Origin of the sequence: Burkholderia sp. 22313, assembly GCF_052045245.1 — a bacterium.
GTDB lineage: Bacteria > Pseudomonadota > Gammaproteobacteria > Burkholderiales > Burkholderiaceae > Burkholderia.
The window spans coordinates 86,499-104,446 of record NZ_JBQEON010000006.1; the positions used below are offsets into that span (position 1 = coordinate 86,499).

Sequence of the window (17,948 nt, forward strand, 5' to 3'; positions counted from 1 at the left end):
CCCTGGCAGCGGCCCCCGCCAATCGCCACACCTTTTCCAACCGTCAAAAGAAAAATGCGCCGCAACCTTTCGGTTTGCGGCGCATTGCGTATCGATCCGGCAGCGTCCGGATCAGAATATCCGGTGTCCGAGCCACCATCCGCCGGCCGCGAACAGCGCGGCTGCCGGCAGCGTCAGCACCCACGCCCACACGATGTTGCCGGCGACGCCCCAGCGCACGGCCGACAGCTTCTGCGTCGCACCGACACCGACGATCGCGCCGGTAATCGTGTGCGTGGTCGACACGGGAATGCCGAGGAACGACGCGATGAACAGCGTGATCGCCCCGCCGCTTTCCGCACAGAAACCGCCGACCGGCTTGAGCTTCGTGATCTTCTGGCCCATCGTGCGCACGATGCGCCAGCCGCCGAACAGCGTGCCGAGACCCATCGACAGGTAGCACGCGCCGATCACCCACGCGGGCGGCGCATCTGCGGTTGCCGACGCGTAGCCGCTCGCGATCAGCAGCATCCAGATGATACCGATCGTCTTCTGCGCGTCGTTACCGCCGTGGCCCAGGCTGTACAGCCCGGCCGACAGCAGCTGGAGCCGGCGGAAACGCCGGTCGACCTTGCTTGGCGCGGTACGGAAATACAGCCACGACACGCCGAGCATGAACAGCGAACCGAGGATGAAACCGAGCAGCGGCGAAATGAAGATGAACGCAATCGTCTTCAGCAGACCGTCGATGTTCAGCGCGCTCCAGCCGGACTTCGCGAGTGCCGCGCCGACGAGGCCACCGATCAGCGCATGCGACGAGCTCGACGGGATCCCGTAGTACCAGGTGATCACGTTCCAGCCGATCGCGCCGACCAGCGCGCCGAACACGACGTAGTGGTCGACGATCTCCGGATCGATCGTGCCTTTGCCGACGGTCTGCGCGACCTTCAGGTGGAAGATGAAATACGCGATGACGTTGAACGCGGCCGCAAACACCACGGCCTGCTGAGGCTTCAGTACCCCGGTGGACACGACGGTGGCGATCGAGTTCGCCGCGTCGTGGAAGCCGTTCATGAAGTCGAATACGAGCGCGACGAGCACCAGCGTCGCGACCATCCATAGGGCGAGTTGTATCGAATGCATCGTGGTCCGCTCAGGCGTTTTCCAGCACGATGCCTTCGATGATGTTCGCGACGTCCTCGCACTTGTCGGTGATCTCTTCGAGCAGCTCGTAGATCGCCTTCAGCTTGATGAGCGTCTTCACGTCGTCTTCCTCGCGGAACAGCTTCGACATCGCCGCGCGCAGCACGCGATCGGCTTCCGATTCCCAGCGGTCGATCTCCTCGCACTGCTTGAGGATCTGCGCCGACTGCTTCATGTCGGACAGTAGCCCGACCGCCTGCTGCACGTGTTGCGCGGACTGCGTGACGATGTGCGCGAGCTGGCTCGCCTCGGACGTGACGGACCGGACGTCGTACAGCGACACGGCCGTCGCGACGTCTTCCATCAGGTCGAGGATGTCGTCCATCGTCGTGATCAGCTTGTGGATCTCGTCGCGATCGAGCGGCGTGATGAAGGTCTTGTGCAGCAGATCGATCGCTTCATGCGTCAGCTTGTCAGCGGCCTTCTCGGCGGTTTGCACGTTTTGCTTGTGAATCTCGGCGTCGGCGAGATTGTCGATCAGCAGTTCGAGTTCGCGGCCACCGGAAACGATGTGCTTCGCGTGCGCGTTGAAGAGTTCAAAGAACTTGCCCTCGGTGGGCATGAATCGACCGAACATGGGATTCCTGAGAGATTGTCAAACGACTGTCACGAAAACGGGCGATATTGTACCGTTTTAGGTCGCGACGCGACGCGCGCATGTGCGCGCGCCGGGATTGGATACAACGCTTGGTGAAATAACGGTTTACATCCGGCGAAGAAGCGTTACTCGCCGTAGAAAGTCTGCGCCCCCGCGAAGTTGTCGAACTTCGTGTATTGCCCCAGGAACGTGAGCCGAACGGGACCGATCGGGCCGTTACGCTGCTTGCCGATGATGATCTCGGCCGTTCCCTTGTCCGGGCTGTCGGGATTGTAAACCTCGTCTCGATAAATGAACAGGATCACGTCCGCGTCCTGTTCGATTGCGCCCGATTCGCGCAAATCGGACATCACCGGACGCTTGTTCGGACGCTGCTCGAGACCGCGGTTCAGCTGCGACAGCGCGATCACCGGCACGTCCAGCTCCTTCGCCAGACTCTTCAGCGATCGCGAGATTTCCGAGATTTCGGTCGCGCGGTTCTCGCCCTGCGACGAACCCGACATCAGCTGCAGGTAGTCGACGATGATCAGGCCGAGCTTGCCGCACTGGCGCGCCAGCCGCCGTGCGCGCGAGCGCAATTCCATCGGGTTCAGGCCGCCCGTCTCGTCGATGAAGAGCTGCGCCTCGCTCATCTTCTGCACCGCGTGCGTCAGCTTCGGCCAGTCCTCGTCCGTCAGGCGGCCCGTGCGCATCCGGTGCTGGTCGAGCCGGCCGATCGAGCCGAGCATACGCATCACGAGCTGGGTGCCCGGCATTTCCATCGAGAACACCGCCACCGGCAGCCCGTACTCGACCGCGACGTATTCGCCGATGTTCATCGAGAACGCCGTATTGTGGGTGACGACATAGTCGTCGGTCACGTACAGGCGCGACGGATGCGAGACCGAGATGCATTGCGTGGCCGTGTGGCGCGACGGCTCGATGCCCGTGATCACCGGCATCTTGCGGCGCGTCCGGCCCGTCGTCAGCCGCTCGCGCTTGCCTTCGAACAGGAACAGGCTCTGAGGGTCCGGGTGGCTGATCGTACACACGTAGGCCGTCACTCCGGCAACGCGCTGGCCGTGCGACGTGAAGCTGGTCGCCTTTTCGGAAATTTGGCACCAGGCGCCGAGCGAGCGCGCCAGTTCCTGGACGTCGCGCGCAAGCTGAGGGCTGGCCGTCGAGTAACGCACCGTGCCCCACGATTCGACCCAGCCGTCGGTGTCGAGCAGCCCGCGCAACAGGTCGAGCCGGGCATCCTTGCCCGCATCGAGATAGACGCGCGGAATGAACTTGTCGTAGCGCGTGCATCCCCAGATGCCAAGCATCTCGAGCGCCGCCTTCAGTGGATTGACCGCCGGCCGGGGCGCGAACCCGGACGGACGGCGCTTGATTCGCCAGTCGTACTGCCCCGCATGTTCGAGTTCGAGCGGCGCGTCGACCCGCGCGCGCATCCGCTCCAGCGTCTCCTCGGCCTTGACGCTGAAGCGCACCGCCGTGCCACCGAGTGAGCCGTCGCCGAGCAGTGCGCCAAGGACCCACGGATCGACAGGAAGCGCATCCGCATGGCCGAAGTCACCGCTCGTCATGTCGATCCATAAACGGTTCCGGTAGCGCTCGCGCGTCAGTAGCGTGCGAATTTCCGCCGTACTCAGGATGCGCGGCTTCTTCCATTCCCGATAATTGACGCACCACAAATGCTCGTCACAGGCCTCGGCTGAACGGCCGTCCGAGAAGCGGACGCGGAAAACCTGCCGCTCGCCCTGCGGGTAGATACCGGTCACGGTCGACGGCGCGCCGTCGACTGACGCCAGCACATCGCCGACCGCCAGCTCCCCCATCCGCTTCCAGCCGCCCAGTGTCTTGACACGCGCGTCGAGCGGCTGCGCCTTACCCATCGACGGGCGCCCTGCGACGATGATCAGTTCGCCACCGTGCATCCCGGAGGTCATCCGGTCGAGGTCGACGAAGCCCGTCGGCGTGCCCGTGACGTCGCTCGGGTTCGCGGTGTGGTACAGCGTGTCGATGCGCTCGACGACCTGCGTGAGCAGCGGACCGATCTCGAGGAAGCCCTGGTTGCCGCGCGCGCCCTCTTCGGCGATCGAGAACACCTTCGACTCGGCCTCGTCGAGCAGCTGGCGGACTTCCTTGCCCTGCGGATTGAACGCGTCGGCGGAGATTTCATCGGCGACCGACACGAGCCGGCGCAGCACCGCACGGTCGCGGACGATTTCCGCATAGCGGCGGATGTTCGCGGCGCTCGGCGTGTTCTGCGCGAGGGCGTTCAGGTACGCGAGCCCGCCGACGTCGTCGGCCTTGCCGGACGTGGTCAGCGCTTCGTACACGGTCACGACGTCGGCCGGGCGCGTCGACGCGATCAGGCGGCCGATGTGCTCGTAGATGATCCGGTGGTCGTAGCGGTAGAAATCGCCCTGAGACAGGAAGTCGGCAATCCGGTCCCAGGCCGCGTTGTCGAGCAGCAGGCCGCCGAGCACCGACTGCTCGGCTTCGACCGAGTGCGGAGGGACTTTCAGCGATTCGATTTGGGGATCTTGCGGCGCGTTCATGGGTTGGGATTATCGCGAATAACCTACGACGACGCCAGAGAAAGGCCGTCGCCGGCGAGCAGGCAATAAAAAAGGCAGGCCCCGGTTGCCCGGGCGCCTGCCCTTGTCCGGACGGCGGAAGCCGCCCGGAAAGCTTGCGTACGCTTACGCGTGGTCGCCGATCACGTTGATCGTGACGTCGACGACGACGTCCGTGTGCAGCGCGACCTGGACGACGTGCTCGCCGATCATCTTCAGCGGGCCTTCCGGCATGCGAACTTGCAGCTTCTCGACTTCGTAGCCTGCCTTCTTCAGCAGGTCCGCGACGTCGCCGTTCGTGACCGAGCCGAACAGACGGCCGTCAACGCCCGACTTCTGCGTGATTTCGAACGACTGGCCGTTCAGCTTCTCGCCGACTGCCTGCGATGCTGCCAGCTTTTCAGCGGCGATCTTTTCGAGTTCAGCACGGCGAACTTCGAATTCGGCGATCGCTTCCTTCGTTGCACGGCGAGCCTTGCGGTTCGGGATCAGGAAGTTGCGAGCGTAACCGTCCTTGACCTTGACGATATCGCCGAGGTTGCCCAGATTGGCGACTTTTTCCAACAGAATGATTTGCATTCGAATTCTCCTTATTGCGTCGCCTGATTACGCCTTGTGCTGATCGGTGTACGGCAGCAGCGCGAGGAAACGCGCACGCTTGATGGCCGTATCCAGCTGACGCTGATAGTGCGCCTTCGTACCCGTCAGACGAGCCGGCGTGATCTTGCCGTTTTCGCCGATGAAGTCCTTCAGCGTTTCCGTGTCCTTGTAGTCGATCTGCTCGACGCCGGCAGCCGTGAAACGGCAGAACTTCTTGCGCTTGAAGAGCGGGTTTTGTTGCTGACGACGCTTGTCGAATTTCTTACCAGTCGGGCGGGGCATGATTTCAGTCCTTTCCAATGTCCTGCAATGCTGTGATGTGAAACACCAAGGTTCTCGCGTTGCGGCTTTTCTTTGCCAGGAAGCCCGTGAACAGCGTTTCGACGCCCATTTCACGACTTTCCAGCTTGCCGCTCGCCTCACCGGCCGCCACCGCGTCGATCGTCATCTCGACCTGACGGGGAATGCCTGCTTCGACGACTTCCGTGCGGTGATGCAATGTGGCGCTTGCGATCGGAACACCCGCCGGCGTATATCGCACCGGTGCGCGTTCGACGACGCTCGCCGTCAATTGCAATCTGTTCACGTGAGTGCCGCGCTCCTTGATGGCTTAATACGTGACGAACTTAAGCCTGCGCTTCGGTCGGCTGAGCTGCAGCCGCCTTCTTGGCTTCTTCGCGCTGAACTTCCTTCATCATCGGCGACGGGCCGGTCTCGGCCTTCTTCATCTTGACGATGAGGTGACGCAGCACGGCGTCGTTGAACTTGAACGCGTGTTCGAGTTCGTCGAGCGTCGTCTGGTCGCACTCGATGTTCATGCAGACGTAGTGAGCCTTCGCGAGTTTCTCGATCATGTAGGCCAGCTGGCGACGGCCCCAGTCTTCGACACGGTGGACCTGGCCGCCGTGCGTCGTGATCGTGGTCTTGTAACGCTCGATCATCGCGGGCACTTGCTCGCTCTGATCGGGGTGCACGATGAATACGATTTCGTAATGACGCATTACACACTCCTTGTGGATTGAAGCCACCCGGGCGTCTGAACCGGTGTGGCAAGTGAGAAGCCGAAGATTCTAACCCGGATACAGGGTGCATGCAACACCGATCGACAGTTTTCGACCGGATTCGGCCATGTTTTCAACGACTTGACGGGTGCCGCCGGCTGACACCCGCCCCCCGCACGCCCGGCCAGAATCGGGGACGGAGCGCGATGCGCGCAGCGCAGCGCCGACGCGGCCGGTCCGGCGTCATTCGCTGCGCGCCCCGCCAAGCCGCGCGTCGAGCGCGGTCCGGAACGCGGCAAGCGCCGACGGCTCCGCGTCGGTCACGGCCCACCACGTCATTCCGGCCGCATCCCAGCGGTCGAGCGCGTAGCCCTGCGACACGGTCGCGTACGGCGCGGCCGCCCGCCCTTCTCCTGCCGGCCGCACGTACACGTCGATCACGTGCTGCCGGTAGCGGTAGACGAGCACCGCGACGCGACGCCGCCCGACGTAGTCGAGGCGACCGCCCGCAAGCGGGAAGCCGCTCGCCGACAGGTCCTCGACCGGCGGCGCATAGTCGAGCCGGCCGTTGAACCATGGCTTGACCGTATGCCGGTCGGTCGAAATCACGTCGATGTCGCGCGCGGACAGGCCGGCCCGCACATGGCTCGCGACCAGTTCGTCGACCGTCTGGCCGGTTTCCGCGTGGCGGGCGGACAACGCCATGCCGGCCGTCGCGGCGAGCGCGACCACCAGCGCCACGCCCCAACCGAGCCCCGGCAGCGCCGTGACGCGCGGCCCCGGCCCGGCAGGGCCCGGACGCGCCGATACACCGCGCCCGGCCGGCCACGGGAACCAGCGGCGACCGTTGGGTCGAGGCCGCGGCCGAGCCGCTGCGCCGTCCGGCTCCGGTTCCGGTTCCGCGCGGGCGGCCCCGTGCTCCCGGCCCGTCTCGCCGCCTGCCGCCGGCAGCCCCGCGAGGATGCTCGCGCGCAGCGCATCCGGCGCGCGGTGATAGTCGGCCTGCCGCACGGCCCGCCCCAGCGCGACGATCCGCTCGCGTTCGCGACGGCACGCATCGCACCCTTCGACATGCCGCTGGACGCGCAACGCATCGGGCGCCGACAGCTCGCGGTCGACGTCCGCGTCCAGCAATGCGCGCGCTTCGTTACAGTCCATCGATCGCCTCCGATGCGGTTCCGCCCGTCGACGCACGCCCAGCGGCCGTCCCGGACGCAGGCGCCGGCGTGTCCCCCAGCAGCGCGGCCAGCCGGCGCCGCCCGCGCGCAAGCCGCGACATCACGGTGCCGACCGGCACGTCGGCGATCGCCGCGATCTCGCGGTAGCTCAAATCCTCCATTTCGCGCAACACCAGCACCTCGCGATATTCGGACGGCAGCTTCGCAAGCGCCGCATTCACCCGCCGCACGTTCTCGCCGCGCAGCAGGTGCGCCAGCGGATCCTCCGTCGCCGGCTGCCAGTCGTCGGGCACCTCGGTGTCGTCGAGCGTGTCGGGCAGCGCGACCTCGTGCGCGTGGGTGCGACGGCGCCACTCGGTGTACCAGGTGTGGCGCACGATCGTCAGGAGCCATGGCCGCGCGTTGTCGCCGCGACACGAGTCGACGAAGCGCAGCGCGCGCATGCACGCGTCCTGGACCACGTCGTCCGCGTCGCCGGCATTGCCGCTCAGCCAGCGCGCCAGGTTGTACGCGGCGTCGAGATGCGGCAGCACCAGCGCGCGAAACCGCTCGCCGCGCGCGCGCGCGTCGTCCCCAGCCCGCTCGTCGATCGCCTGTCCGGCTTGCCCCACATGGCCTCCCTGGTCCCGGCGGCCGAAGCCGCGCCCGTCTCGCGTGCGATGTCGCGTCCGATCTCGCGCACGGCGCCCGGACAGACCGGCAGCGTGCACACTCGATGACCTTACCGCCGCTGCGTCGAGTTTATTCCCGCTTACCGCCGATGAAACGCAAAAAAGCCGGGACGTGCCGCGGCCGTTACGGCGTGCTGCTCCAGTAGCCGGGGCGCGCATACGCTTCGCGCAGGTAATCGATGAAGTAGCGCACGCGCGCGGGCACGTAGCGCTGCTGCGGATAGACCGCGAGGATGTCGTAGTCGGGCAGCGCGTAGTCGTCGAGCACGGTCTCGAGTTCGCCGGTTTCGAGCTGCGCGGCGATTTCCCAGGTCGAGCGCCAGCCGAGCCCGAGGCTCTCGGCCACCCAGCGATGCAGCAGTTCGCCGTCGTTGCAGTCGAGATTGCCGGCCACGCGCATCGTCACGATCTTGCCGTGGCGCTGGAAATACCAGCCGCGATTCTGGCCGCCCTGCAGATTGAACGCGAGACAGTTGTGCCTGAGCAGATCGTCGAGCGACTTCGGCCGGCCGTGCTTGCGGAAATAGTCGGGGGTGCCGCACACGACGCGCCGGTTCGACGCGAGCTTCACCGCGACGAAGTTCGGATCGACCGAGCCGCCGATCCGGATCGACAGATCGTAGCCTTCGCGCACGAGATCGACGACGCGGTCGGTCAGGTTGAACGACAGCTGCATTTCCGGCTTGCCGACGAGAAAACCGGGCGCGTGCGGCGCGACGTGCTTGCGGCCGAACGCGGCCGGCGCGGACACGATCAGGTGCCCGCTGACCGCGCGCCGCCCGGCGGCCAGCTCGTTCTCGGCCTGGCCCCATTCGGACAGCAGCCCGCGGCAACGCTCGAGGAACGCGGCACCCTCCTCGCTGACCACCAGCCGCCGCGTCGAGCGGTACATCAGCTTCACGCCGAGGCGCTTCTCGAGCGCGTCGATGCGCCGCCCGAGCACCACCGGCGACACGCCCTCCTCGAGCGCCGCCGCCGCGAGGCTGCCCGCGTCCGCGACCCGCACGAACGTCTCGATCTGCTTGAAACGATCCATCTTCTGTCTCCGTCCCGGCTTCGGCACCGGCGGGCAGCCCCGTCCGGCCGTCATTCCATACTTTTAGTTTCGAAATAAGCGACTTCGGCTGATCTTATCAAACCTTTCCTGCGTCCCTAAAGTGTTCCCAACAGACCGATTCGCAAGATTCAACTATCCAAGGAGACATTCATGGCCAAGATGAGAGCCGTCGACGCAGCCGTACTCGTGCTCGAGAAGGAAGGCATCCAGACCGCGTTCGGCGTGCCGGGCGCAGCAATCAACCCGTTCTATTCCGCGATGCGCAAGTCGGGCGGCATCAGCCACGTGCTGGCCCGCCACGTCGAAGGCGCGTCGCACATGGCCGAAGGCTTCACGCGTGCCGCCCCCGGCAACATCGGCGTGTGCATCGGCACGTCGGGCCCCGCCGGCACCGACATGATCACCGGCCTCTACTCCGCGTCGGCCGACTCGATTCCGATCCTCGCGATCACGGGCCAGGCACCGCGTGCACGCCTGTACAAGGAAGACTTCCAGGCCGTCGACATCGAGTCGATCGCGAAGCCCGTCACCAAGTGGGCCGTTACCGTCCGCGAGCCGGCACTCGTGCCGCGCGTGTTCCAGCAGGCCTTCCACCTGATGCGCTCGGGCCGTCCGGGCCCGGTGCTGGTCGACCTGCCGATCGACGTGCAGCTCGCCGAGATCGAATTCGACATCGACACGTACGAACCGCTGCCGGTCTACAAGCCCGCGGCCACCCGCGCGCAGATCGAGAAGGCGCTCGCGATGCTCAACGACGCGGACAAGCCGCTGATCGTGTCGGGCGGCGGCGTGCTCAACGCGGCAGCCGAAGACCTGCTCGTGCAGTTCGCCGAAACGATCGGCGTGCCGGTAATCCCGACGCTGATGTCGTGGGGCGCGATTGCCGACGACCACCCGCTGATGGCCGGCATGGTCGGCCTGCAGACGTCGCACCGCTACGGCAACGCGACGATGCTCGCGTCCGACTTCGTGCTCGGCATCGGCAACCGCTGGGCGAACCGCCACACGGGCAGCGTCGAGGTCTACACGAAGGGCCGCAAGTTCGTGCACGTCGACATCGAACCGACACAGATCGGCCGCGTGTTCGGCCCGGATCTCGGCATCGTGTCCGACGCGAAGGCCGCACTCGAGCTGTTCGTCGCGGTTGCGCAGGAATGGAAGGCAGCCGGCAAGCTGAAGGACCGCAGCGCATGGGTCTCGGAATGCCAGCAACGCAAGCGCACGCTGCAGCGCAAGACCCACTTCGACAACGTGCCGGTCAAGCCGCAGCGCGTGTACGAAGAGATGAACAAGGTGTTCGGCCGCGATACCTGCTACGTCAGCACGATCGGCCTGTCGCAGATCGCCGCCGCGCAGTTCCTGCACGTGTTCAAGGCCCGCAACTGGATCAACTGCGGCCAGGCCGGCCCGCTCGGCTGGACGATCCCCGCCGCGCTCGGCGTGCGTGCGGCTGATCCGCGCCGTCCGATCGTCGCGCTGTCGGGCGACTACGACTTCCAGTTCATGATCGAGGAACTGGCCGCCGGCGCGCAATTCAAGCTGCCGTACGTGCACGTCGTCGTGAACAACTCGTACCTCGGCCTGATTCGCCAGGCACAGCGCGCGTTCGACATGGACTACTGCGTGCAGCTCGCGTTCGACAACGTCAACGCACCGGAGCTGAACGGCTATGGCGTCGATCACGTGGCGGTCGCCGAAGGCCTCGGCTGCAAGGCGCTGCGCGTGTTCAAGCCGGAAGAGATCGAGCCGGCGTTGCGCCAGGCGCAAACGCTCGCGGAAGAGTTCAGCGTGCCGGTGGTCGTCGAAGTGATCCTCGAGCGTGTGACGAACATCTCGATGGGTACCGAAATCGACGCGATCAACGAGTTCGAGGAACTCGCCGAGAAGGCCGAGCACGCACCGACCGCGATCTCGACGCTCGACTGATCCGCACGCCATTTTTTGACTGACCGACCGAAGAGGCTTAGCTCATGCCGAAGTTTGCTGCAAACCTGACCATGCTGTTCAACGAAGTGCCGTTTCTCGACCGCTTCAAGGCGGCCGCGGACGCGGGCTTCGACGCCGTCGAGTTCCTGTTCCCGTACCCGTACGCGAAAGAAGCGCTCGCCGAGCGGCTCGAGACGCACCGCCTGCGCCTCGTGCTGCACAACCTGCCCGCCGGCAACTGGGATCAGGGCGAGCGAGGTATCGCGTGCCTGCCCGATCGCGTCGGCGAATTCCAGGAAGGCGTCGGCCGTGCGATCGAGTATGCGAAGGCGCTGAAGGTGCCGCAACTGAACTGCCTGGTCGGCATCCCGTCGGCGAGCACGGCGCGCGACAAGACGTTCGTCACGATCGTCGACAACCTGCGCTTCGCCGCCGACGCACTGAAGCGCGAAGGCATCCGCCTGCTGGTCGAGCCGTGCAACAGCTTCGACATCCCGGGCTTCGCGCTGAACCGCTCGTCCGAAGGGCTCGACGTAATCCGCGCGGTCGGCTCGGACAACCTGTTCCTGCAGTACGACATCTATCACATGCAGCGCATGGAAGGCGAACTGGCCGCGACGATCGAACGCAATCTCGCGTCGATCGGCCACGTCCAGCTCGCGGACAACCCGGGCCGCAACGAGCCGGGCACGGGCGAGATCAACTACGCGTTCCTGTTCGCGCTGCTCGACCGGCTCGGCTATGCCGGCTACGTCGGCTGCGAATACAAGCCCCGCACCACCACGACGGAAGGGCTCGGCTGGCTGCAACGCGTCGCCGGCTGCGCGCCGGGCTCGGCGCGTCGCGCCGCCTGAGATCCCCCTTTCCGCTTTCGCCCCTACAAGGAGACATTCACATGGCAACCATCGGTTTCATCGGCCTCGGCATCATGGGCGCGCACATGGCGCGCAACCTGCTCAAGGGCGATCATCAGCTCGTCGTGAACGGTGCGTTCCCGGTGCCGGACGACCTGCGCGCCAGCGCGAAGGTGGTCGCGAACTCGACCGAAGTCGCGCAGCACGCCGACATCATCATCTCGATGGTGCCGGACACGCCGGACGTGCGTAACGTGCTGTTCGCCGACGACGGCGTCGCGAAGGGCCTGTCGGCCGGCAAGCTCGTGATCGACATGAGCTCGATCTCGCCGCTCGACACGCAGGAATTCGCGAAGCAGATCAACGCGCTCGGCTGCGACTACCTCGACGCGCCGGTATCCGGCGGCGAAGTCGGCGCTCGCGAAGCGACGCTGACGATCATGGTCGGCGGCCCGGAGCAGGCGTTCGAACGCGCCAGGCCGCTGTTCGAGAAGATGGGCAAGAACATCACGCTCGTCGGCGACAACGGCGCGGGCCAGACCTGCAAGGTCGCGAACCAGATCATCGTCGCGCTGAACATCGAAGCCGTCGGCGAAGCACTGCTGTTCGCCGCACGCTCGGGCGCCGATCCGGAGCGCGTGCGCCAGGCGCTGATGGGCGGTTTCGCGGCATCGCGCATTCTCGAAGTCCATGGCGCGCGCATGACGAAGCGCACGTTCGATCCGGGCTTCCGCATCGAGCTGCACCAGAAGGACCTGAACCTCGCGCTCGACGGCGCACGCAAGCTCGGCCTCGCACTGCCGCACACGGCCAGCGCGCAGCAACTGTTCAGCGTGTGCGCTTCGCACGGCGGCAAGGCATGGGATCACTCGGCACTCGTGCGCGCGCTCGAGATCATGTCGAACTTCGAAATCGGCCAGGCGCCGGCCGCGTAACGCGGATGCCACGGCGCGCGTTTCGCTGCAACGGCGGACGCGCGCGACGCATACACGCGGCTCGGCCGCGGCCGGTCGCATCGATGCACGAACCTGCGTGCATCACGGTGGGGCGCCCCGCCGCGTATCGCTGAACGCATGCGCGACGGGGCGAAAAACGCCGCTCTGGGCTGAGAGCGGCGTGGTGGGGTCCGCAGCGGCACCCGGCGGCGCCGGGGAAGCCTTGGTCGGTCAGACGTCGTCGTCGGGTGTCCGTCTGTCGGATTTCGCGTATTACATTTCTTTACGTTCACGCGTACGATTTTTCATGCAATCGTCGCGATGAACGCCTACACTTTCGCCACGCCTTTCGAGAAATCCGCCGCGCTTGCGCTCACTCCGGTGAACGCGTCCAGCGCGGTGTTTTTTTCGCCACTTCACGGCGCGTTTTCTTTTCAACCACCTAGGGAGTGCAGCGATGGGTCTTCTTTCGTTTATCAAAGAGGCGGGTGAAAAACTGCTGGGTCACGCTGACGCGCAAGCAGCGGAAGATCCGAATGCCGCGAACCAGACCGCGGCCGATGCCATCAAGAATTACATCAGCTCGCAAGGTCTCGACACGTCGAACCTGACCGTCGCGTTCGACGGCGCATCGCGCACCGTCACGCTGACGGGCAGCGTTGCCGATCTCGACACGAAGGCGAAGGTCAAGGTCGCGGCCGGCAACGTGCAAGGCGTCGCGAACGTCAATGACGACGATCTGCAGCCGGACGATGCCGAAGTGCAGTATCACGACGTGCAGCCGGGCGACACGCTGTCGGCGATCGCCAAGGAAGTGTACGGCGACGCGAACAAGTACCCGGCGATCTTCGAGGCGAACAAGCCGATGCTGTCGAGCCCGGACCGGATCTACCCGGGCCAGAAGCTCGTGATTCCGCCGCAGTCCTGAGCATCCGCGCAGCACTGACGCAAAAGGCAGGCCGCTCGGCCTGCCTTTTTCATGCGTGCGACAACCCTGCCGGCGCGCCGCCCGAGCGGCGGCGATCCGTCACAGCGTGTCGAATGCGCGTTGCAGTGCGTCGCGCCCTCGAATGCCGTTCGCGAGCGCGAGCATCAGCAGCACGCGCGCCTTGAACGGGTTCAGCGAGCCGGCGCTCACGAATCCGAGCGCATCGTCGCTCGCGGCGCCGTTGCGCATCACGTGGCCCGAGCCGACGCGCGACGCACGCACCACGGCGACACCCGCGTTCACCGCATCGGCGAGTGCCGCCTGCAGCGTCGCGTGGATCGACCCGTTGCCGGTGCCCGCGACGACGAGGCCGCGCACACCGGCCGCGACGAGCGCGTCGACGGCCGTGCGCGTCACGCCCGCATAGCTCGCGACGACTTCGACGGGCGGCCATGCCGCGGCAATCGCCAGTTGCGCATCGCGCGGGCGCGTCACGCGGCGCGCGAATTCGACGCGGCCGTCCTGTACCCAGCCGAGCGCGCCCAGTTCCGGCGACTGGAATGCGTCGACCGCGTAGGTGCTCGTCTTCACGACGTCGCGCGCGCCGTGGATCCGGTTGTTGAACGCGACGAGCACGCCCTGCCCGCGCGCGGCCGGATGAGCGGCGACCGTCACCGCGTTCAGCAGGTTCAGCGGCCCGTCGGACGACAGCGCGGTCGCCGGACGCATCGCGGCGGTCAGCACGACCGGCTTGTCGCCGGTCACGACCAGATGCAGCGCGTACGCGGTTTCCTCGAGCGTGTCGGTGCCGTGGGTGATCACGATGCCGTCGATCGCCGGATCGGCCATCAGCGCGTCGATGCGCGCGACGAGCGTATTCCACAGCGGCAGCGCGAGATCCTTGCTGTCGATGCTGGCGACCTGCTCGGCGTCGATGCGCGCGACCGACGCGAGCGCCGGCACCGCGTCGACCAGGAAACTGACGCCGAGCGCGCCGGCCTGATAGCCGGCCGTGCTGGCGGCGTCCGGCGCGGCGCCGGCGATCGTGCCGCCGGTGGCGAGTACGGCAATGCGCGGCAGAGCCGGCGCGGACGGGGGGGATGCGGGGTTCGGAGTATTCATGGCCGCGATTGTAATGGCTCTCGGCCGGCATCCGGCAGCTCCGGTGCAGGCAATCGGGGCCGGCCGCCCTCCGTCATGGTTTGTCCCGATCGCCGGCGCGCGTGTGCCGTCAACGGCGAGGCCGCCCGCCGCGTTATAGGAATGCCGTTTTGGTGTTTTCACATTGATTTGCCATAATCGGAGCGCGCGGCGCGATGCGGCCCTGTTCCCGTTGCGCCGGGCTTCGTGACGGCGTCGATATAAAACGCAATTCACCCCATGGGAGTGTCGAAATGAAAATCCAATCGCTCGTAGCCGCAGTGCTGCTCGGCGGCATGCTGGCTTCCCCCGCTTTCGCGGCGAACAGCCAGCAGGACAAGATGAAGGCCTGTAACACCCAGGCCGCCGGCAAGTCGGGCGACGAACGCAAGGCGTTCATGAAGGACTGCCTGTCGGCCAAGCCCGCGAAGAAGATGACGCAGCAGGAAAAGATGAAGGCCTGCAACACCCAGGCTGCCGACAAGAAGGGCGACGACCGCAAGACGTTCATGAAGAGCTGCCTGAGCAGCCAGCCGGCCGCCTGAGTTCCGGCGCTCCCGCACGAATGCCGCGCACCGCTTCGGCGGGCGCGGCATTTTTGTTTTCGTTGCGCGCGCATCGACGTGCGCGCATCGTGGCGGGCGCACCGCCACCGCCGCCCGCTGCCGTGATGGGTCCCGTCGCCTTCCCGCCCCGCGTGTCCGGCGCGCCGTGCCAACGCCGTCACATGCGTGCGGCAATTTGCCGCGATTTCTTCTATGATGGCTGCAACGCGGCCCATCCAAGTACAAGAAGCGCCATCGGGCCGCCCTCGAGACGGACGCGTACACCGCGTCAAACGGAGGCATCGGGATGGCATGGAGACAACACCGCTGGTTCCGCCGCTGGCTGATCGTGATCGTGTTCTGGGCCGTACCCGTCGCGATCGTCGCCGTGCGCGAGATCCGCGAGGAAATGGCGTACAACAAGGCCGACCTGCAGCTCGCGCTGACCACCTGGCAGCTCACCGACGCGCAGCAGGCGGCCGGCGCCGCCGCGAAGTGCCACGGCGATCCTGACGCGGCACGCGCGGCCGGCTGTCCGGCCGACGTGCTCGCCGCCAACGCAGCGCGCCAGCAGGCGGCCCAGGACGAATACGTGGTGCGCCGCAATACGCTCGCCGGCTATCTGTGGCATGCGTTCGTCGGCTACTGGGTCGTGCCGGCCGCGTTCCTGTTCGCCTGCGGCGTCGTGATCGCGCTGATCCGCCGCGCACTGCGGCGCCCGCCGATCAAGCCGCCCGCCCCGCCGGTGCCGCCCGTCACGCACTGACGCGCGCTGTCCCGTTTTTTTCGCCTGCCCACCGGCCGGACCCGCGACGGTCCGGCCGTTGGCACGCCGCGACACCCGAAAACGATTTGACGCTTTTTCACGTCGGAACGAAAAGGGACTGTAATCCGCTGTGATATAACTGCCGACGTGATCCGCTCGCTGAGCGAGACTCACTCCGAACATCATCCGATGGAGAACAACGATGCAAAAACGGAACCTTGTGCTGAAAGCCGCCGCTGCGCTCATCGTCGGCAGCCTTGCGCTCACCGGTTGCACCACCACGCCCGACAAGCCCGATAACGCCGCGACCAATGCGTCGAAGCGTCAGGCGATCGACTCGAGCGTCGACGCGACGCTGTCGCGCATGTATTCCACGGTCAAGGGTTCGCGCGAACTCGTCGCGAAATCGCGCGGCGTGCTCGTGTTCCCGGACGTGATCCAGGCAGGCTTCATCGTCGGCGGCCAGTCCGGCAACGGTGCGCTGCGCGTCGGCGGCAGCACCGTCGGCTACTACAACACGTCGTCGCTGTCGGTCGGCCTGCAGGCCGGTGCACAGTCGAAGGCAATCGTGTTCCTGTTCATGACGCAACAGGCGCTCGACGAATTCCGCAACTCGGACGGCTGGGCAGCCGGCGCCGGCGCATCGGTCGCGCTCGTGAAGATGGGCGCGAACGGCGCGGTCGACTCCAACACGGCCACCGCACCGATCCAGGTCGTCGTGCTGACCAACGCCGGCCTGATGGGCGACGTGTCGATCAACGGCACCAAGGTCTCGAAACTGAAGATCTGACGCTGCGGCGTCCTCGCCCGTGCGCGCCGCGCGCGGGCGACAGACAAACGGCGATGTCCTTGCGGGCATCGCCGTTTTTTTATCCGCATGCGCCCCCATCGACGCATCAGGCCATCAGGTCGTCGAATCGATCACCTTGAAGCGCGCGCGCTTCTGCGCACGAATCAGCGACTGATACACGTCGACGTACTGCTGCGCCATCCGCCGCGACGTGAAGCGCTCCTCGAAGCGCTGCCGCACGCGGGCGCGCGGCAGCAGGTGCAGCCGGTTCACCGCGGCCACCGCGCTGATCTCGTCCTCGACGATGAAACCCGACACGCCCTCGTCCACCACTTCCGGCACCGCGCCGCGATTGAACGCGATCACCGGCGTGCCGCACGACATCGCCTCGATCATCACCAGGCCGAACGGCTCCGGCCAGTCGATCGGAAACAGCAGCGCATGCGCACCCGACAGGAATTCGGCCTTCTGGTGGTCGGCGATCTCGCCGATGAATTCAACGTGCGGCAGCGCGAACAGCGGCTTGATCTCGCGCTCGAAGTATTCCTGGTCAGCCGTGTCGATCTTCGCGGCGATCCGGATCGGCAGCCCGCACTGACGCGCGATGCGGATCGCCGTGTCGACCCGCTTCTCCGGCGAGATGCGGCCGAGAAACGCGAGATAGCGCGGCTCGACGGGCTGCGGCAGGTACATCGTGTCGGGCAGCCCGTGGTACACGGTCGTCAGCCATTTCGCCTGCGGCAGCGGCTGGCGCTGCGAATTCGAGATCGAGATCACCGGCGCGGTATTGAACGTGTCGAACACCGGTTGCTGCTCGGGCAGGTCGAGCCGGCCGTGCAGCGTCGTCACGAACGGCGTGTCCTGCCGGTTGAAGACCGAAAACGAGTAGTAGTCCATGTGGAAATGGAGCACGTCGAAATCCTTCGCGCGGCGCGCGACCGTCTCCATCAGCAGCATGTGTGGCGCGACGCGGTCGCGGATCGACGAGTCGAGCCGCAGCGCGCGCGGCCACACGGGTTCGAGCCTGGCCCGGGTCGTCGAATCGCCGCTCGCGAACAGCGTCACGTCATGGCCGAGATCGACGAGCGCCTCGGTAATGTAGGACACGACGCGCTCCGTGCCGCCGTACAGCTTCGGCGGCACGGATTCGGTCAGCGGTGCGATCTGGGCAATTCTCATGATCCACGTCTCCTGTGTCCTCGGTCGCCTGGCG

General features: G+C 66.1%; 19 protein-coding genes. 7 read left to right on the top strand and 12 right to left on the bottom strand.

Annotated features, from left to right (window positions below; translation table 11 throughout):
- Positions 1–111: 111 nt before the first annotated feature.
- From ACTJKF_RS07360 to ACTJKF_RS07405, 10 genes are all read right to left on the bottom strand, one after another.
- A complete protein-coding gene (locus ACTJKF_RS07360; protein ID WP_440622915.1) occupies positions 112–1,122 on the bottom strand; it encodes an anion permease in 1,011 nt (336 codons plus the stop codon).
- A gap of 10 nt (positions 1,123–1,132) precedes the next feature.
- Entirely contained in the window at positions 1,133–1,759 is a 627-nt protein-coding gene (locus ACTJKF_RS07365; protein WP_034188683.1) for a DUF47 domain-containing protein, read from the bottom strand.
- 146 nt (positions 1,760–1,905) lie between these two features.
- Complete coding sequence (gene dnaB, locus ACTJKF_RS07370; RefSeq protein WP_440622916.1) at positions 1,906–4,326, bottom strand: replicative DNA helicase; 2,421 nt, start codon at positions 4,324–4,326, stop codon at positions 1,906–1,908.
- A 144-nt stretch (positions 4,327–4,470) separates the two neighbouring features.
- The gene (rplI, locus tag ACTJKF_RS07375; RefSeq protein WP_440622917.1) at positions 4,471–4,923 is read right to left on the bottom strand and encodes a 50S ribosomal protein L9; all 453 of its coding nucleotides are present in this window, start codon (positions 4,921–4,923) and stop codon (positions 4,471–4,473) included.
- A gap of 27 nt (positions 4,924–4,950) precedes the next feature.
- A complete protein-coding gene (gene rpsR / locus ACTJKF_RS07380) occupies positions 4,951–5,226 on the bottom strand; it encodes a 30S ribosomal protein S18 (protein WP_006486248.1) in 276 nt (91 codons plus the stop codon).
- A gap of 4 nt (positions 5,227–5,230) precedes the next feature.
- The gene (gene priB / locus ACTJKF_RS07385; protein ID WP_175684470.1) at positions 5,231–5,530 is read right to left on the bottom strand and encodes a primosomal replication protein N; all 300 of its coding nucleotides are present in this window, start codon (positions 5,528–5,530) and stop codon (positions 5,231–5,233) included.
- Positions 5,531–5,570: 40 nt separating this feature from the next.
- Positions 5,571–5,945 carry a 30S ribosomal protein S6 gene (rpsF, locus tag ACTJKF_RS07390; RefSeq protein ID WP_060348399.1) on the bottom strand — a complete coding sequence of 125 codons (375 nt, stop codon included), beginning with the start codon at positions 5,943–5,945 and terminating at the stop codon, positions 5,571–5,573.
- Positions 5,946–6,188: 243 nt separating this feature from the next.
- On the bottom strand, positions 6,189–7,103 hold the full coding sequence (locus ACTJKF_RS07395) for an anti-sigma factor family protein (RefSeq protein ID WP_440622918.1): 915 nt from the start codon (positions 7,101–7,103) through the stop codon (positions 6,189–6,191).
- Positions 7,093–7,734 carry an RNA polymerase sigma factor gene (locus ACTJKF_RS07400; protein ID WP_440622919.1) on the bottom strand — a complete coding sequence of 214 codons (642 nt, stop codon included), beginning with the start codon at positions 7,732–7,734 and terminating at the stop codon, positions 7,093–7,095. The genes ACTJKF_RS07395 and ACTJKF_RS07400 overlap by 11 nt, the downstream gene beginning before the upstream one ends.
- Positions 7,735–7,918: 184 nt before the next feature.
- Positions 7,919–8,830: a LysR family transcriptional regulator gene (locus ACTJKF_RS07405; RefSeq protein WP_440622920.1), complete on the bottom strand. Its 912-nt coding sequence runs from the start codon at positions 8,828–8,830 to the stop codon at positions 7,919–7,921.
- Positions 8,831–9,001: 171 nt separating this feature from the next.
- On the opposite strand from ACTJKF_RS07405, the gene gcl reads away from it, so the two are divergent.
- The 4 genes from gcl to lysM all read left to right on the top strand — a co-directional run bounded on the left by gcl (position 9,002) and on the right by lysM (position 13,494).
- Positions 9,002–10,777 (top strand): glyoxylate carboligase, encoded by a 1,776-nt coding sequence (gcl, locus tag ACTJKF_RS07410; protein ID WP_440622921.1) that lies wholly within the window; start codon positions 9,002–9,004, stop codon positions 10,775–10,777.
- A 44-nt stretch (positions 10,778–10,821) separates the two neighbouring features.
- Positions 10,822–11,631 (top strand): hydroxypyruvate isomerase, encoded by an 810-nt coding sequence (gene hyi, locus ACTJKF_RS07415; protein WP_440622922.1) that lies wholly within the window; start codon positions 10,822–10,824, stop codon positions 11,629–11,631.
- Between the two features lie 35 nt (positions 11,632–11,666).
- Positions 11,667–12,566, top strand: a complete 900-nt coding sequence (locus ACTJKF_RS07420; RefSeq protein WP_440623000.1) for a 2-hydroxy-3-oxopropionate reductase — start codon at positions 11,667–11,669, stop codon at positions 12,564–12,566.
- A gap of 457 nt (positions 12,567–13,023) precedes the next feature.
- Positions 13,024–13,494 (top strand): peptidoglycan-binding protein LysM, encoded by a 471-nt coding sequence (lysM, locus tag ACTJKF_RS07425; protein WP_440622923.1) that lies wholly within the window; start codon positions 13,024–13,026, stop codon positions 13,492–13,494.
- A gap of 99 nt (positions 13,495–13,593) precedes the next feature.
- Here the strand turns inward: lysM and ACTJKF_RS07430 are convergent, their stop codons facing one another.
- Positions 13,594–14,616, bottom strand: coding sequence for an asparaginase (locus ACTJKF_RS07430; RefSeq protein WP_440622924.1), 1,023 nt, complete (start codon positions 14,614–14,616; stop codon positions 13,594–13,596).
- A gap of 272 nt (positions 14,617–14,888) precedes the next feature.
- Here ACTJKF_RS07430 and ACTJKF_RS07435 point away from each other — a divergent pair, with 272 nt between their 5' ends.
- The 3 genes from ACTJKF_RS07435 (at position 14,889) to ACTJKF_RS07445 (ending at position 16,735) form a co-directional block, all read left to right on the top strand.
- Positions 14,889–15,179, top strand: coding sequence for a PsiF family protein (locus ACTJKF_RS07435; RefSeq protein ID WP_440622925.1), 291 nt, complete (start codon positions 14,889–14,891; stop codon positions 15,177–15,179).
- A 307-nt stretch (positions 15,180–15,486) separates the two neighbouring features.
- Positions 15,487–15,945, top strand: coding sequence for a hypothetical protein (locus ACTJKF_RS07440; protein WP_440622926.1), 459 nt, complete (start codon positions 15,487–15,489; stop codon positions 15,943–15,945).
- Between the two features lie 202 nt (positions 15,946–16,147).
- A complete protein-coding gene (locus ACTJKF_RS07445; RefSeq protein WP_440622927.1) occupies positions 16,148–16,735 on the top strand; it encodes a BPSL1445 family SYLF domain-containing lipoprotein in 588 nt (195 codons plus the stop codon).
- 114 nt (positions 16,736–16,849) lie between these two features.
- On the opposite strand, the gene ACTJKF_RS07450 is transcribed toward ACTJKF_RS07445, so the two are convergent.
- Entirely contained in the window at positions 16,850–17,914 is a 1,065-nt protein-coding gene (locus ACTJKF_RS07450; RefSeq protein ID WP_440622928.1) for a glycosyltransferase family 4 protein, read from the bottom strand.
- Between the last annotated feature and the right edge of the window lie 34 nt (positions 17,915–17,948).

What these genes read in the sequence shown, in the direction of transcription:
- ACTJKF_RS07405 (WP_440622920.1), bottom strand. Translation starts at nt 8,830, where the DNA reads ATGGATCGTTTCAAGCAGATCGAGACGTTCGTGCGGGTCGCGGACGCG.
- dnaB (WP_440622916.1), bottom strand. Translation starts at nt 4,326, where the DNA reads ATGAACGCGCCGCAAGATCCCCAAATCGAATCGCTGAAAGTCCCTCCG.
- ACTJKF_RS07445 (WP_440622927.1), top strand. Translation starts at nt 16,148, where the DNA reads ATGCAAAAACGGAACCTTGTGCTGAAAGCCGCCGCTGCGCTCATCGTC.
- ACTJKF_RS07395 (WP_440622918.1), bottom strand. Translation starts at nt 7,103, where the DNA reads ATGGACTGTAACGAAGCGCGCGCATTGCTGGACGCGGACGTCGACCGC.
- ACTJKF_RS07365 (WP_034188683.1), bottom strand. Translation starts at nt 1,759, where the DNA reads ATGTTCGGTCGATTCATGCCCACCGAGGGCAAGTTCTTTGAACTCTTC.
- ACTJKF_RS07430 (WP_440622924.1), bottom strand. Translation starts at nt 14,616, where the DNA reads ATGAATACTCCGAACCCCGCATCCCCCCCGTCCGCGCCGGCTCTGCCG.
- lysM (WP_440622923.1), top strand. Translation starts at nt 13,024, where the DNA reads ATGGGTCTTCTTTCGTTTATCAAAGAGGCGGGTGAAAAACTGCTGGGT.
- hyi (WP_440622922.1), top strand. Translation starts at nt 10,822, where the DNA reads ATGCCGAAGTTTGCTGCAAACCTGACCATGCTGTTCAACGAAGTGCCG.
- rpsF (WP_060348399.1), bottom strand. Translation starts at nt 5,945, where the DNA reads ATGCGTCATTACGAAATCGTATTCATCGTGCACCCCGATCAGAGCGAG.
- ACTJKF_RS07450 (WP_440622928.1), bottom strand. Translation starts at nt 17,914, where the DNA reads ATGAGAATTGCCCAGATCGCACCGCTGACCGAATCCGTGCCGCCGAAG.
- ACTJKF_RS07440 (WP_440622926.1), top strand. Translation starts at nt 15,487, where the DNA reads ATGGCATGGAGACAACACCGCTGGTTCCGCCGCTGGCTGATCGTGATC.
- rpsR (WP_006486248.1), bottom strand. Translation starts at nt 5,226, where the DNA reads ATGCCCCGCCCGACTGGTAAGAAATTCGACAAGCGTCGTCAGCAACAA.
- ACTJKF_RS07435 (WP_440622925.1), top strand. Translation starts at nt 14,889, where the DNA reads ATGAAAATCCAATCGCTCGTAGCCGCAGTGCTGCTCGGCGGCATGCTG.
- gcl (WP_440622921.1), top strand. Translation starts at nt 9,002, where the DNA reads ATGGCCAAGATGAGAGCCGTCGACGCAGCCGTACTCGTGCTCGAGAAG.
- ACTJKF_RS07360 (WP_440622915.1), bottom strand. Translation starts at nt 1,122, where the DNA reads ATGCATTCGATACAACTCGCCCTATGGATGGTCGCGACGCTGGTGCTC.
- rplI (WP_440622917.1), bottom strand. Translation starts at nt 4,923, where the DNA reads ATGCAAATCATTCTGTTGGAAAAAGTCGCCAATCTGGGCAACCTCGGC.